The 15,655-nt window shown below is 56.2% G+C and carries 9 protein-coding genes; 6 read left to right on the forward strand and 3 right to left on the reverse strand.

What is annotated here, in order from left to right:
- Position 1: 1 nt before the first annotated feature.
- The 3 genes from cydC to trxB form a co-directional block, all read right to left on the reverse strand.
- Positions 2–1,723 (reverse strand): heme ABC transporter ATP-binding protein/permease CydC, encoded by a 1,722-nt coding sequence (cydC, locus tag ACOQH0_RS07630; protein ID WP_421511912.1) that lies wholly within the window; start codon positions 1,721–1,723, stop codon positions 2–4.
- Complete coding sequence (gene cydD, locus ACOQH0_RS07635; RefSeq protein ID WP_148399736.1) at positions 1,723–3,489, reverse strand: heme ABC transporter permease/ATP-binding protein CydD; 1,767 nt, start codon at positions 3,487–3,489, stop codon at positions 1,723–1,725. The genes cydC and cydD overlap by 1 nt, the downstream gene beginning before the upstream one ends.
- A 114-nt stretch (positions 3,490–3,603) precedes the next feature.
- Positions 3,604–4,572: a thioredoxin-disulfide reductase gene (trxB, locus tag ACOQH0_RS07640; RefSeq protein WP_010429185.1), complete on the reverse strand. Its 969-nt coding sequence runs from the start codon at positions 4,570–4,572 to the stop codon at positions 3,604–3,606.
- A gap of 668 nt (positions 4,573–5,240) precedes the next feature.
- On the opposite strand from trxB, the gene lrp reads away from it, so the two are divergent.
- The 6 genes from lrp (at position 5,241) to dmsA (ending at position 15,646) form a co-directional block, all read left to right on the forward strand.
- Positions 5,241–5,735 carry a leucine-responsive transcriptional regulator Lrp gene (gene lrp / locus ACOQH0_RS07645; RefSeq protein ID WP_002439523.1) on the forward strand — a complete coding sequence of 165 codons (495 nt, stop codon included), beginning with the start codon at positions 5,241–5,243 and terminating at the stop codon, positions 5,733–5,735.
- A gap of 136 nt (positions 5,736–5,871) precedes the next feature.
- Positions 5,872–9,510, forward strand: a complete 3,639-nt coding sequence (locus ACOQH0_RS07650) for a DNA translocase FtsK 4TM domain-containing protein (RefSeq protein ID WP_421511913.1) — start codon at positions 5,872–5,874, stop codon at positions 9,508–9,510.
- Between the two features lie 128 nt (positions 9,511–9,638).
- The gene (gene lolA, locus ACOQH0_RS07655; RefSeq protein ID WP_421511914.1) at positions 9,639–10,253 is read left to right on the forward strand and encodes an outer membrane lipoprotein chaperone LolA; all 615 of its coding nucleotides are present in this window, start codon (positions 9,639–9,641) and stop codon (positions 10,251–10,253) included.
- 9 nt (positions 10,254–10,262) lie between these two features.
- A complete protein-coding gene (gene rarA, locus ACOQH0_RS07660) occupies positions 10,263–11,606 on the forward strand; it encodes a replication-associated recombination protein RarA (RefSeq protein WP_421511915.1) in 1,344 nt (447 codons plus the stop codon).
- A 91-nt stretch (positions 11,607–11,697) separates the two neighbouring features.
- The gene (serS, locus tag ACOQH0_RS07665; protein WP_010429208.1) at positions 11,698–12,990 is read left to right on the forward strand and encodes a serine--tRNA ligase; all 1,293 of its coding nucleotides are present in this window, start codon (positions 11,698–11,700) and stop codon (positions 12,988–12,990) included.
- A 211-nt stretch (positions 12,991–13,201) separates the two neighbouring features.
- Entirely contained in the window at positions 13,202–15,646 is a 2,445-nt protein-coding gene (gene dmsA / locus ACOQH0_RS07670) for a dimethylsulfoxide reductase subunit A (protein WP_421511916.1), read from the forward strand.
- Positions 15,647–15,655 lie beyond the last annotated feature (9 nt).

The following is a 15,655-nucleotide window of genomic DNA, read 5'->3' on the forward strand; positions in this document are numbered from 1 at the left end:
TCTACAGACGTTGTTTAAACTGGTAGTAGCGACCCTGTTTTGCCAACAGTTCTGCGTGACTACCTTGCTCAATAATGTGTCCGTTGTCCATCACAATTATCCGATCGAAACTCGCCAGTCCGCGCAGGCGATGCGTCACCATCAGCACCGTTTTACCGGCCATAACATTCGCCAGTAAATCAAGAATTTGGCTTTCGGTGGTGGCGTCCAGCCCTTCGGTGGGCTCGTCGAGCAGCATCAGCGGCGCATCGTGCAGCAGCGCACGGGCAATCGCCAGACGACGCAGTTCGCCACCGGAGAGTAGACGACCCCCTTCACCCAGCCAGCTATTTAGACCTTCGTCCTCAAGCAGCTTATGCAGCCCGACCTGTTCTAGCGTGGTACGAAGTGCATCGTCAGATGCGTCCGGCGCTGCCAGCAGCAGGTTGTCGCGCAGCGTGGCGCTAAACAGATGCACGCGCTGTGGGACAACGCTGACGGTCTTGCGTAAGATCTGCTCGCTGAAATCAACCAGCGGCACTTCGTTAAAGAGAATCTGACCGTGCTGTGGATCCCAGGCGCGCGTCAACAGCTGCAAAAGCGTTGACTTACCGCATCCGGTCCGCCCAAGGATTGCAATGCGCTGGCCCGGGTTAACAGAGAGATTGATATCTTCAAGTGCATTCTGCGTCTGTGTGTTATAGGCGAAGGTGACGTTATTCAGCGTCAGCGCAACCTGCGCAGGAACCGCACTCTGTTCAGCAGTGAATTTCACCTCTGGTTCCTGCTCGGCAATCTCGGTGATGCGCAGGGCAGAGGCGATAACCTGTCCAAGATGCTGGAAGGCCCCCGTCACTGGTGCCAGCGCTTCGAAGGCTGCCAGTGCACAGAAAACAAAGAGTGCAATCAGCGGGCCTGGCTGCAGATTTCCACCCACGCCGCCGGAGGCCATCCACAGCATCGCGATAACAGCCACGCCGCCGATGAGCATCATCAGCGCCTGGGAGAAGGCCGTGAGTTCAGACTGTCGACGCTGGGCTTCATGCCAGTTCAACTCCGTACTTTCCATACGCGCGCGGTAACGCTTGCTGGCACCGAAAATGGTCAGTTCTGCCTGTCCCTGCAGCCAGGAGGTCAGCTGCTGACGATATTCTCCCCGCAGGCGCGTCAGGCTTTCGCCGGTGGATTTACCGGCGCGATAGAACAGCGGCGGCAGGATAATCAACGTCAGCAGCATAATGCCGCCGAGCGTCAGCGCGATAGGGACGTCCAGAACACACAGACCCAGCGTGACGACAACAATCACCACAAACGCGCCGACTATCGGTGAAATTACGCGCAGATAGAGGTGATCCAGCGTATCGACATCCGCAACCACGCGGTTGAGCAATTCGCCCTGACGAAAACGCGCCAGCCCGGCAGGGGAGAGCGGGAGCAGCTTGCTGAACGTGTAAATGCGCAGGTGCTGGAGCACGCGGAATGTGGCGTCATGGCTGACCAGACGCTCGAAGTAACGCCCGGCGGTACGGGTAATGGCGGTGCCACGTACGCCTGCTGCCGGGAGCATGTAGTTAAAGCTGTAGAGCCCGGCGAAACCTGCAACGGCAGAGGCAGACAGGAACCAGCCAGAAAGGGTGAGCAGGCCGATGCTGGCGAGCAGGGTAATAATCGCCAGCACGATCCCCAACGTCAGCATCCATTTGTGGCGCTTATACAGGGCAAGATAAGGGAGCAGGGCACGCATCAGATGTCCTCCTGACGATTCGCGAGAAGGGCCGCAAAAGGCCCCTGCGCGGCAACGAGTGAGGCATAATCGCCTTGCTCAACGAGTTGACCGTTTTCCATCACCCAAATCTGGTCCCAGTCGGCGATGCCTTCAAGCTGGTGGGTGACCATCAGCGTGGTTTGCTGCTGTGATGCGGCATTAAGCGCTTCCATCACGCGTTGTTCGCTGTGCGCGTCCAGGCTGGCGGCAGGCTCATCCAGCAACATCAGTTGGCAAGGATTCAACAACGCGCGGGCAACAGCCACACGCTGCGCTTGCCCTACGGACAGCCCGGCAGACTGGTCGCCAACGACCGTATCCACGCCCTGCGGGAGCAGCGGCAGAAACTCGCTAACCCAGGCGCGATCGAGGACCGATTGCAACTCGTCTTCCCGCGCGTCCGGGCGAGCCAGAAGCACGTTTTCGCGTAGCGTGGAAGCCGGAAGCTGCGGGTTTTGTCCTACCCAGCTCAGCTGTTTGCGCCAGGCATCAGGCTCCAAATCGCACAACTCAGTTTTATTAATGCACAGCGAACCGGTGTAAGCCATAAAGCCGGAGAGTGCATTTAACAGCGAGCTTTTCCCTGAGCCACTGGTTCCGACCAGTACCACGCGCTGCCCGGCAGGCAGGGTAAAGTTGAGCGGACCTGCCAGCACTTTGCCTTCAGGTGACAGAACAGAAAAATCCTTCGCCTCAATCGTCACGGGCTCTTTGGCATTCAGAACGATGTCACCACGCTCGGGATGCGCCAGCGGTGTTTCAAGGAAGGTTTTCAGGCTGTCGGCCGCGCCAACCGCCTGTGCTTTGGCATGGTAAAAGGTGCCAAGATCTCGCAGCGGCTGGAAAAACTCCGGAGCCAGGATCAATGCCAGGAAACCTGCTGAAAGCGTTACGGCTGTGCCGTAGTGGCCGAAATCCAGCGCGCCGAGGTAAGAAAACCCGAAGTAGACCGCCACAAGGGCAATCGACAGCGAAGTGAAGAATTCAAGCACGCCAGAGGAGAGGAATGCGAGACGCAGCACCTCCATGGTGCGCTGACGGAAATCCTGAGACGCCAGGCGAATATTTTCCGTTTCCGCTTCACCCCGGCCAAAAATACGCAGGGTTTCCATTCCGCGCAGCCGGTCAAGGAAATGACCGCTCAGGCGGCCCAGCGCGAGGAAGTTACGACGGTTAGCATCCGCCGCACCCATCCCGACCATCGCCATAAACAGCGGGATAAGCGGGGCGGTACCCAGCAGGATCAGCGCCGCTACCCAGTTGGTCGGGAAAATCGCAATCAGTATCAGCAGCGGTACGCAAACGGCCAGCGCCATCTGCGGCAGGTAGCGGGCGTAGTAGTCGTGCATATCGTCGATCTGTTCAAGGATCAGCGTCGCCCAGCTCCCCGCAGGTTTACCCTGGATCCAGGCAGGCCCGGCCTCCTGAAGACGATCCAGGACCTTACGGCGGATCTCGTAGCGGATATGCTGTCCGGCATGAAAACCAACGCGTTCACGCAGCCAGACTACCCACGCACGAAGGATAAAAACCAGAATCAGGACAATAAAGGGCAACAGGAGCGCTTCACGCGGAATGTTCTCCATGATCATATGATTAAGAATGCGGGCCAGCAGCCATGCCTGGGCAACAATCAACAAACCACTGACGAGTCCCAGAAGACGGGAAATCATGAGCCAGCGGCGGGAAAGAACGCTTTGCTGTTTAAGCCAGCGTGTTAACTCTTGTTGACGGGTTTTTTCCATTGCGTACTTTGCAGGTGACGTTATAAGAAATTAGACCACTGCATGTTACACGTGGGGAAAAATAAAGGCGACCTGTGGCCGCCTTTATTTACGTTTGTTACTGACTTGTAAAGATTATTTACCTTGTTCAGCCAGTCCGTCGAGGTAGCGTTCAGCGTCCAGCGCGGCCATACAGCCGGTGCCCGCAGAGGTAATCGCCTGACGATAAATATGGTCCATCACGTCGCCAGCCGCGAACACGCCCGGGATGCTGGTCTGGGTCGCGTTACCGTGAATGCCGGACTGCACTTTGATGTAGCCGTTTTCCAGCTCCAACTGACCGTCGAAGATCGCGGTGTTCGGGCTGTGACCGATCGCCACAAACAGACCCGCCACTTCCAGCGACTCGATGTTATCGGTGTTCTGGGTATCGCGCAGACGCAGACCGGCAACGCCCATCTGGTCGCCCGTGACCTCTTCCAGGGTACGGTGGGTGTGAAGCACGATGTTGCCGCTTGCCACTTTATCCATCAGGCGTTTGATCAGGATCTTCTCCGCGCGGAAGGTGTCGCGACGGTGGATCAGGTGCACTTCAGAGGCGATGTTTGCCAGGTAGAGCGCTTCTTCCACTGCGGTGTTACCGCCGCCGATCACGGCGACTTTCTGATTGCGATAGAAGAAACCGTCGCAGGTAGCGCAGGCAGATACGCCGCGGCCCTTGAACGCTTCTTCAGACGGCAGACCAAGGTAACGGGCAGAGGCGCCGGTGGCGATGATCAGCGCGTCACAGGTGTATTCGCCGCTGTCGCCCGTCAGGCGGAACGGACGGTTCTGCAGATCGACCTTATTGATGTGGTCGAACAGAATTTCAGTTTCGAATTTGGCGGCATGCTCGTGCATACGTTCCATCAGCAGCGGCCCGGTCAGGTCGTTCGGGTCCCCTGGCCAGTTTTCCACTTCGGTGGTGGTGGTCAGCTGACCGCCTTTTTCCATACCGGTGATGAGTACCGGGTGCAGGTTAGCGCGTGCAGCATAGACCGCTGCGGTATATCCCGCAGGTCCAGAACCAAGGATTAGCAGCTTACTGTGTTTGGCCGTGCCCATGAGATCCCCATTGTTGTTGGCAGACATTTGGCTGGATTGTAGGGAATTTGTTGTCGTAAAAAAAGAGCGCAGCAATTTTGATATCAATCTGTGTAATAGCCACGGACGATGAATGAGGCGCTATAACATCACTATTTCGCCTGAAATCCGGTCGTTTATAAGGCAATAAAATGACGATTAATACCCTGCCGTAATGAATATCCGGCATGTTGTACTAAAAATCGATGTTTTGCTTTGACAATCACCTGCGCTTTTGCGAAAACATTCAAGGAAGAAAAAAAACCGCGTTAACCGTGTGCCGCATAGGCATGCACGTAAATGCCATTTTTACCGTGTCAGTGAAATCTACGCATGGCGTGGACAGACGCCATACGTGATGTCGGTGACTGCCTTCGGGCAACGGTCTTCTTACCAACAGAACCCGAATCCGCATCGCGTCTATAGCCTAATAATTCGAGTTGCATGAAGGCGGCGACGCAGCGAATCCCCGGGAGCGTACATCAGTACGTGACTGGGGTGAGCGAGGAAAGCCAACGCACAGGCAACTTGAAGTATGACGGATATAATACATAACCAGGCGATGTGATGACTAACGGGTACAGGCTCTGAACAGTGATGTGCGCAGGGTCCAGGCAGGAGTAGGGAAGGAATACAGAGAGACAATAATAATGGTAGATAGCAAGAAGCGCCCTGGCAAAGATCTCGACCGTATCGATCGTAACATTCTTAATGAATTGCAAAAGGATGGGCGTATTTCCAACGTCGAGCTTTCAAAACGTGTGGGACTTTCCCCGACGCCGTGCCTTGAGCGTGTGCGCCGACTGGAAAGACAGGGTTTTATTCAGGGCTATACGGCTCTGCTTAACCCGCATTATCTGGATGCCTCACTTCTGGTATTTGTTGAGATTACTCTGAATCGTGGTGCGCCGGATGTGTTTGAACAATTCAACTCCGCTGTACAAAAACTTGAAGAAATTCAAGAGTGTCATCTGGTTTCCGGTGATTTCGACTATCTGTTGAAAACCCGCGTGCCTGATATGTCCGCCTACCGTAAGCTGCTGGGTGAAACCTTGCTGCGTCTGCCGGGCGTGAACGACACCCGTACGTATGTGGTGATGGAAGAGGTTAAACAGAGCAATCGTCTGGTAATTAAGACGCGCTAACACGGAACAGGTGCAAAATCAGCGTAGTTTGATTACACTCCTGTTAATCCATACAGCAACAGTGCCGGGGAGTCCCCGGCGCTGTTGTCCGTTTTAGCAAACAGGCAGGATATGCCTGATACCTGGAGAGCCTTTCTTGAGCCAGGAATACACTGAAGACAAAGAAGTCACACTATCGAAGCTAAGCAGCGGACGTCGTCTCCTCGAGGCTTTGCTGTTAGTTATTGCCCTTTTCGCCGTCTGGCTGATGGCAGCCTTACTCAGTTTCAACCCCTCCGATCCCAGCTGGTCGCAAACCGCATGGCATGAGCCTATCCATAATTTAGGCGGTGTACCGGGTGCCTGGCTTGCGGACACGCTCTTTTTCATTTTCGGTGTGATGGCCTATACCATTCCCGTCATTATCATTGGTGGATGCTGGTTTGCCTGGCGTCATCGGCAGAATGACGACTACATCGATTACTTCGCGGTATCGCTGCGCCTGATTGGCGCGCTGGCATTGATCCTCACCTCGTGCGGGCTGGCGGCTATAAACGCCGATGATATCTGGTACTTCGCCTCCGGTGGCGTCATCGGCAGCCTGCTGAGTTCCGCCCTGCAGCCGATGCTTCACAGCAGCGGAGGTACCCTGACGCTGCTTTGCATCTGGGCCGCAGGGTTGACCCTGTTTACTGGCTGGTCGTGGGTGAGCATCGCCGAGAAGATCGGCAGCTTTATTCTCACTATCCTCACTTTCGCCAGTAACCGTACCCGTCGTGACGATACATGGGTCGATGAAGACGAATATGAAGATGAGTACGAAGAGGAAGACGAGGCGCCGGTACAGCGCCGTGAATCTCGTCGGGCCCGTATTCTTCGTGGCGCGCTCGCGCGTCGTCAGCGCGTCGCTGAAAAATTTGCCAATCCGCTTGGGCGTAAAACAGATGCGGCGCTCTTCTCCGGCAAACGCATGGATGAAGACGAGCAGGTGGAGTACCGTGCGGCGGGTGCCGCCGTCGATCCTGATGATGTTCTGTTATCCGGCAACCGTGCGATGCCGGGCGATTTTGACGAATACGATCCGCTGCTGAATGGTCATTCAGTGACAGAGCCGGTCGCAGCCGCTGCCGCCGCAACCACGGCAGCGCAGGCTTTTGCTGCGCCATCGGAAGCCGTAATGCCATCCGCGCCCGTTCCTGCACCGGAGTCGGTTATCCAGCAACCTCAGGTTGACTGGCAGACTGCGCCAGGTGTTCACACCCCGGAACCTGTTATTGCGCCTGAACCAGAAAGCTATGTTCCTGTGCAGCAGGAGCAATGGCAGCAACCTTATCAGCCGGAGCCTGTGTATGAACCACAGGGGTACCCGGAATATGAGCAGCCGGTCGCACAGCCGTATGTACCGGAACCGGTTGAACCTGCGCAGCCATACGCACAACCTGAACCTGACGTGGCGGAAGAGGCGAAACCGTCTCGTCCACCACTGTACTACTTTGAAGAAGTGGAAGAGCGCCGCGCCCGTGAGCGCGAGCAGCTGGCAGCCTGGTATCAACCTGTGCCGGAGCCGGTGCAAGAGTCTGTCACAAAAGCGCCTTCCGTTTCCGTACCGCCAGTAGATCCCACGCCTGTGGCAGAGAGCGTGAAGCAAGCCTCTGTCGCTGCCGCCGCTGCGGCACCAGTCTTTAGCCTGGCGACTGGCGGCGCGCCTCGTCCTCAGGTGAAAGAGGGCATTGGCCCGCAATTGCCTCGTCCTAATCGCGTACGTGTGCCCACGCGCCGCGAGCTGGCTTCCTACGGTATCAAGCTGCCTTCCCAGCGTATGGCTGAGGAAAAAGCGCGTGAATCGGACTATGAAGACGACGCCGATGAACTTCATCAGGATGAGCTGGCGCGTCAGTTCGCCGCGCAGCAAAATCAGCGTTACGGTGAAGAATATCAGCACGACGAGCAAATCCAGGAAGATGAAGACGATGCGGCAGAAGCGGAATTAGCCCGCCAGTTCGCCGCTACGCAGCAGCAGCGTTATTCTGGTGAACAGCCTTCGGGCGCGAACCCGTTCTCGCTGACGGATTTTGAATTCTCACCGATGAAAGATCTGGTGGATGATGGCCCAAGCGAACCGTTGTTTACGCCGAGCGTAATGCCGGACGCTGAACCCGTGCGCCAGCAGCCTGCACCTCAGGCCTACACGCAGCAGCCACAGCAGCCTGCGCCACAGCCGCCGCAGTTCCAGCAGCCTGCGCCTCAGCCGCAGGAAAGCCTTATTCACCCGCTGCTGATGCGAAACGGCGATAGCCGTCCGCTGCAGCGTCCAAGCACGCCGCTGCCGTCGCTGGATCTGTTAACGCCGCCACCGTCAGAAGTGGAGCCGGTTGATACCTTTGCGCTCGAACAAATGGCGCGTCTGGTCGAAGCCCGTCTGGCTGATTTCCGCATCAAGGCGGATGTGGTGAACTACTCACCGGGTCCGGTGATCACGCGATTCGAACTGAATCTGGCGCCAGGCGTAAAAGCAGCGCGTATTTCTAACCTGTCACGAGACCTGGCACGTTCCCTGTCGACCGTTGCGGTACGTGTGGTGGAAGTGATCCCAGGCAAGCCGTACGTTGGCCTTGAGCTGCCGAACAAGAAACGTCAGACCGTTTACCTGCGAGAAGTGCTGGATAACACCAAGTTCCGCGATAACCCGTCCCCGCTGACCGTGGTGCTGGGTAAAGATATCGCAGGCGATCCGGTGGTGGCGGATCTCGCGAAAATGCCTCACCTGCTGGTTGCCGGTACCACCGGTTCCGGTAAGTCAGTCGGCGTGAACGCCATGATCCTCAGCATGCTGTACAAAGCGCAGCCGGAAGATGTGCGTTTCATCATGATCGACCCGAAAATGCTCGAACTGTCGGTCTACGAAGGCATTCCGCATCTGCTCACGGAAGTGGTGACGGACATGAAAGACGCCGCCAACGCCCTGCGCTGGAGCGTCAATGAGATGGAACGCCGCTACAAGCTAATGTCTGCGCTGGGCGTGCGTAACCTGGCCGGTTATAACGAGAAAATCGCCCAGGCGGTGCGCATGGGACGTCCTATTCCGGATCCTTACTGGAAGCCGGGTGACAGCATGGATGCCCAGCATCCGGTGCTGGAAAAACTGCCTTATATCGTCGTGCTGGTTGATGAGTTCGCTGACCTGATGATGACCGTCGGTAAGAAAGTGGAAGAGCTGATTGCTCGTCTGGCGCAGAAAGCGCGTGCGGCGGGTATTCACCTTGTGCTGGCGACGCAGCGTCCTTCCGTGGACGTTATTACTGGGCTTATCAAAGCGAACATTCCGACGCGTATTGCGTTTACCGTATCAAGTAAAATTGACTCCCGTACCATTCTTGACCAGGGCGGCGCTGAGTCGCTGCTGGGTATGGGGGATATGCTTTACTCAGGTCCGAACTCCACCTCGCCGGTGCGTGTCCACGGTGCGTTTGTCCGCGATGAGGAAGTTCACGCTGTCGTGCAGGACTGGAAAGCGCGCGGTCGTCCACAATACGTGGACGGGATCACCTCTGACAGCGAGAGCGAAGGCGGCGGCGGTGGCTTTGACGGCGGTGAAGAGCTGGATCCGTTATTCGATCAGGCGGTTAACTTCGTGACCGAAAAACGCAAAGCGTCCATCTCTGGCGTGCAGCGTCAGTTCCGCATCGGCTACAACCGCGCGGCGCGTATCATCGAGCAGATGGAAGCGCAGGGGATTGTGAGCGAGCAGGGGCATAACGGTAACCGCGAGGTGCTGGCTCCGCCGCCGTTTGATTAACCTTCAGCGATTGCAAAGAAGGGTAAATCAGCCAAAATTAAGCATTTTCTTCTGTCGCCTGCCTTCGGGCAGGGCCAGAATAGAAGACGGAAACCCCATATCGGGAAGACGTATTTTAAGGAATAACAATGAAAAAAATCGCTTTCGCCTGTGCTTTACTCACCAGTTTTGTTGCCAGCAGCGTCTGGGCTGATGCAGCCAGCGACCTTAAAAGCCGACTGGATAAAGTAAGCAGCTTCCACGCCAGCTTCACGCAAAAAGTGACTGACGGCAGCGGCAACGCGGTGCAGGAAGGCCAGGGAGATTTGTGGGTAAAACGCCCAAATCTGTTCAACTGGCACATGACCCAGCCGGATGAGAGTATCCTGGTGTCTGACGGTAAAACCCTATGGTTCTTCAACCCGTTTGTTGAACAAGCCACGGCGACCTGGCTGAAAGATGCGACCAGCAATACGCCGTTTATGCTGATTGCACGCAACCAGTCGAGCGACTGGCAGCAGTACGACATCAAACAAAACGGTGATGAGTTCGTCCTGACGCCGAAAGGCAGCAACGGCAATCTGAAGCAGTTCACCATTAACGTGAGCAGCAACGGCACGATCAATCAGTTCGGTGCGGTTGAGCAAGATGACCAGCGCAGCAGCTACCAGCTGAAAACGCAGCAAAACGGCGCTGTTGATGCATCGAAATTCACCTTTACCCCGCCGCAGGGCGTAACGGTGGATGACCAACGCAATAAGTAAGAGGCATGAGTGGGCAATCTGTCGCTCGATTTTTCAGATAATGCGTTTCAACCTCTGGCCGCTCGTATGCGGCCAGAAAATTTAGCGCAGTACATCGGCCAGCAGCATCTGCTGGCTGCCGGGAAACCGTTGCCACGCGCCATTGAGGCCGGGCATCTGCACTCGATGATCCTCTGGGGGCCACCAGGCACCGGTAAAACGACCCTCGCTGAAGTGATCGCCCTATATGCAAACGCGGACGTTGAGCGGATTTCTGCCGTGACCTCCGGCGTGAAGGAGATCCGCGAAGCGATCGAGCGTGCGCGGCAGAACCGCAATGCAGGACGTCGGACTATCCTCTTCGTGGACGAAGTTCACCGCTTCAACAAGAGCCAGCAGGATGCCTTCCTGCCGCATATTGAAGACGGCACGATCTTCTTCATCGGTGCCACCACGGAAAACCCATCGTTTGAACTCAACTCTGCACTTCTGTCCCGTGCGCGCGTTTACCTGCTCAAATCGCTGACTACCGACGATATCGAAAAGGTGCTCACCCAGGCGATGGATGACAAAGCGCGGGGTTACGGCGGACAAGACGTCGTTCTACCGGATGAGACGCGCCTCGCGATTGCTCAGCTGGTTAACGGTGATGCGCGTCGGGCATTGAACACGCTGGAAATGATGGCCGATATGGCCGAAATGGATGATTCCGGCAAGCGGGTGCTGAAGCCTGAATTGCTCACTGAAATAGCCGGTGAGCGCAGCGCGCGTTTTGATAATAAAGGCGATCGTTTTTACGACCTGATCTCGGCGCTGCATAAGTCTGTGCGCGGTAGTGCCCCCGATGCGGCGCTCTACTGGTACGCGCGCATTATTACCGCAGGTGGCGATCCGCTGTATGTCGCACGTCGCTGTCTGGCGATTGCATCAGAAGATGTCGGTAATGCCGACCCGCGCGCCATGCAGGTGGCTATCTCCGCCTGGGATTGTTTTACCCGCGTCGGGCCTGCCGAAGGCGAGCGTGCGATTGCGCAGGCGATTGTCTATCTGGCCTGCGCGCCGAAAAGTAATGCGGTTTATACCGCCTTCAAAGCAGCAATGTCTGATGCGCGCGAGCGGCCGGACTATGATGTGCCGGTTCATCTGCGTAACGCACCAACAAAGTTGATGAAAGAGATGGGGTACGGGCAGGAGTATCGTTACGCCCACGACGAACCCAATGCCTATGCCGCGGGAGAGGACTATTTCCCGCAGGAGATGGCGCAAACCCGCTATTATCACCCCACAAACAGAGGTCTTGAGGGTAAGATTGGCGAAAAGCTCGCCTGGCTTGCCGGACAGGATCAAAATAGCCCTATAAAACGCTACCGTTAGCGCTATCGTTGCGGTAATGTTGGCGTTGTATCCCTGTGACCGCAGGCTGTGGTCACTTTTCCTATTTTAATTCGATAAGCACAGGATAAGCATGCTCGATCCCAATCTGCTGCGTAATGAGCCAGACGCAGTCGCTGAAAAACTGGCACGCCGGGGCTTTAAGCTGGATGTAGATAAGCTGCGCGCTCTTGAAGAGCGTCGTAAAGTTCTGCAGGTACAAACTGAAAATCTGCAGGCAGAGCGTAATTCTCGATCGAAATCCATCGGCCAGGCGAAAGCGCGCGGGGAAGATATTGAGCCATTACGCCTGGAAGTGAACAAACTGGGTGAAGAGCTGGATCAGGCGAAAGCTGAACTGGACGTTCTTCAGACCGAAATTCGTGATATCGCCCTGGCTATCCCGAACATTCCTGACGACAGCGTGCCTGTCGGCAAAGATGAAAACGACAACGTTGAAGTGAAACGCTGGGGCACGCCTCGCGAGTTCGACTTCGAGGTTCGCGATCACGTGACCCTGGGCGAAATGCACGCGGGCCTGGACTTTGCGGCGGCAGTTAAGCTGACCGGTTCACGCTTCGTGGTCATGAAAGGCCAAATTGCTCATCTGCACCGTGCGCTGGCACAGTTCATGCTGGATCTGCACACTGAACAGCATGGTTACAGCGAAACCTACGTACCGTATCTGGTTAACCACGATACGCTGTACGGTACGGGTCAGCTGCCGAAATTTGCCGGCGATCTGTTCCACACCCGTCCGCTGGACGAGGAAGCAGACAGCAGCAACTATGCGCTGATCCCAACCGCGGAAGTGCCGCTGACTAACCTCGTGCGTGATGAGATCATCGACGAAGACGACCTGCCAATCAAACTGACTGCACACTCTCCGTGCTTCCGTTCTGAAGCAGGATCTTACGGTCGCGACACGCGCGGTCTGATCCGTATGCACCAGTTCGACAAAGTTGAGATGGTGCAGATCGTCCGTCCGGAAGAGTCTATGGACGCGCTGGAAGAGATGACCGGCCACGCTGAGAAAGTGCTGGAGCTGCTGGGTCTGCCGTACCGCCGTATGGCGCTGTGCACCGGCGACATGGGCTTTGGTGCCTGCAAAACCTTCGACCTGGAAGTTTGGGTACCTGCGCAGAACACCTACCGTGAAATCTCCTCTTGCTCTAACGTCTGGGATTTCCAGGCGCGCCGCATGCAGGCTCGCTGCCGCAGCAAGTCCGACAAGAAAACCCGTCTGGTGCACACCCTGAACGGTTCTGGTCTGGCTGTGGGTCGTACGCTGGTTGCTGTGCTGGAAAACTATCAGCAGGCAGACGGACGTATTGAGATCCCGGAAGTGCTGCGTCCCTACATGAAGGGCCAGCAGTTCATCGGCTAATAATATGTCTTAAAACAAGAAAGCGCCTCAGGGCGCTTTTTTTATGCCTGCTAATTGATACGACTCAATAACCTCTCCCTCTAAAGTAGTAATACTCCTCCGAATGAAAGTCAGCATAAAAAGCTGATAACGAAGAAATTCGTTATATATAAAACCATATAGCGGTCTGTGCCGCCTCTCTTTTCTTTGTGAGCAACCAAAGTGAGTCTTTATGAAAATCAAAGCGCCTGAAGCGTTAATGGCTGCCGAGGTCACTCGCCGTGGGTTGATGAAAACCACGGCAATTGGCGGCCTGGCTGTAGCCAGCAGCGCCTTCACGCTCCCTTTTACCCGACTAGCATCGGCGGCGGATGCATTATCCCCAGCCTCAGCCCCGGAAAAAGTGGTGTGGAGTGCATGTACCGTTAACTGCGGTAGCCGTTGTCCACTGCGCATGCATGTGGTGGAGGGTGAAATTAAATATGTCGAAACCGATAACACCGGGGACGATAACTATGAAGGGTTACATCAGGTTCGCGCCTGCCTGCGCGGGCGCTCCATGCGTCGCCGCGTCTATAACCCGGATCGTCTAAAATATCCGATGAAGCGTGTCGGTAAGCGTGGGGAAGGGAAGTTCGAGCGTATTAGCTGGGACGAAGCCTACGATATTATCGCGAGCAACATGCAGCGTCTGATCAAAGAGTATGGCAACGAGTCTATCTACCTGAACTACGGCACCGGGACGCTCGGCGGCACGCTGACTCGCTCCTGGCCGCCGGGAAAAACGCTGGTAGCACGCTTGATGAACTGCTGCGGCGGTTATCTCAACCACTACGGCGACTACTCTTCCGCGCAGATTGCGGCAGGTCTCAACTACACCTACGGTGGATGGGCCGACGGTAACAGCCCGTCTGATATCGAAAACAGTAAGCTGGTTGTACTCTTCGGTAACAACCCGGGTGAAACGCGCATGAGCGGCGGCGGGGTGACCTACTACCTCGAACAGGCCCGCGCCAAATCCAATGCCCGCATGATCATCATCGATCCGCGCTACACCGACACCGGTGCCGGACGTGAAGACGAGTGGATCCCAATCCGTCCGGGTACCGATGCGGCGCTGGTCTCAGCGCTGGCATGGGTGATGATCACCGAAAACCTCGTCGATCAGCCTTTCCTGGATAAATACTGCGTCGGCTATGACGAGAAAACACTGCCCGCCAGCGCGCCTGCCAATGGCCACTATAAGGCGTATATTCTCGGACAGGGCAGCGACGGCGTAGCGAAAACGCCAGAGTGGGCGTCCACCATCACCGGGATACCGGTTGAGCGTATTGTTCAGCTGGCGCGTGAGATTGGCTCAGCCAAACCGGCCTACATCAGCCAGGGCTGGGGGCCGCAGCGTCACGCCAATGGCGAAATCGCGACCCGTGCCATCTCCATGCTCTCCATTTTGACCGGCAACGTCGGTGTTCACGGCGGGAATACCGGCGCCCGTGAAGGCTCGTATTCGCTGCCGTTTGAACGCATGCCGACGCTGGACAACCCCGTGCAGACCAGCATCTCCATGTTTATGTGGACGGATGCAATCGAACGTGGTCCTGAGATGACCGCGCTGCGCGACGGGGTGCGTGGCAAAGACAAGCTGGATGTGCCGATCAAGATGATCTGGAACTATGCCGGCAACTGTCTTATCAACCAGCACTCCGAAATCAACCGTACCCATGAAATCCTGCAGGATGACAAGAAGTGCGAAATGATTGTGGTGATTGACTGCCACATGACATCGTCGGCGAAATATGCCGATATCCTGCTGCCGGACTGTACCGCGTCAGAGCAGATGGATTTCGCCCTGGATGCTTCCTGCGGCAACATGTCCTACGTGATCTTTACCGACCAGGCCATTAAACCACGCTTCGAGTGCAAAACCATCTATGAGATGACCTCTGAGCTGGCGAAACGTCTTGGCGTTGAGCAGCAATTTACCGAAGGGCGTACTCAGGAAGGGTGGATGCGCCATCTGCACGAGCTCTCTCGTAACGCTATCCCTGACCTGCCGGACTTCGATACCTTCCGCAAGCAGGGGATGTATAAACAGCGCGATCCGGAAGGGCATCACGTGGCGTACAAAGCCTTCCGCGAAGACCCGCAGGCTAACCCGCTGACCACACCGTCGGGCAAAATCGAAATTTACTCCGAAGAGCTGGCAAAAATTGCCTCCACCTGGGAGCTGCCGGAAGGGGATGTTATCGATCCACTGCCAATCTACACGCCGGGTTTCGAAAACTACAACGATCCGCTTACCGCGAAATTCCCGCTGCAGTTGACCGGTTTCCATTACAAGGCTCGCGTCCACTCAACCTACGGTAACGTTGACGTACTGAAAGCCGCGTGCCGCCAGGAGATGTGGATCAACCCGATGGATGCCAAAGCACGTGGAATCAACAATGGTGACCGCGTACGCATCTTCAATGGTCGTGGTGAGGTACATATCGAAGCCAAAGTCACTCCGCGCATGATGCCTGGCGTTGTCGCGCTGGGGGAAGGGGCCTGGTATAACCCGGATGCAAACCGCATTGACCAGGCGGGCAGTATTAACGTACTGACCACACAGCGGCCGTCGCCACTGGCGAAGGGCAACCCGTCCCACACGAACCTTGTTCAGGTTGAAAAGGTGTAAGGAGTAACC

It is taken from the genome of Enterobacter sp. JS8-1, assembly GCF_049187015.1.
In the GTDB taxonomy this organism is placed as follows: domain Bacteria; phylum Pseudomonadota; class Gammaproteobacteria; order Enterobacterales; family Enterobacteriaceae; genus Enterobacter; species Enterobacter mori.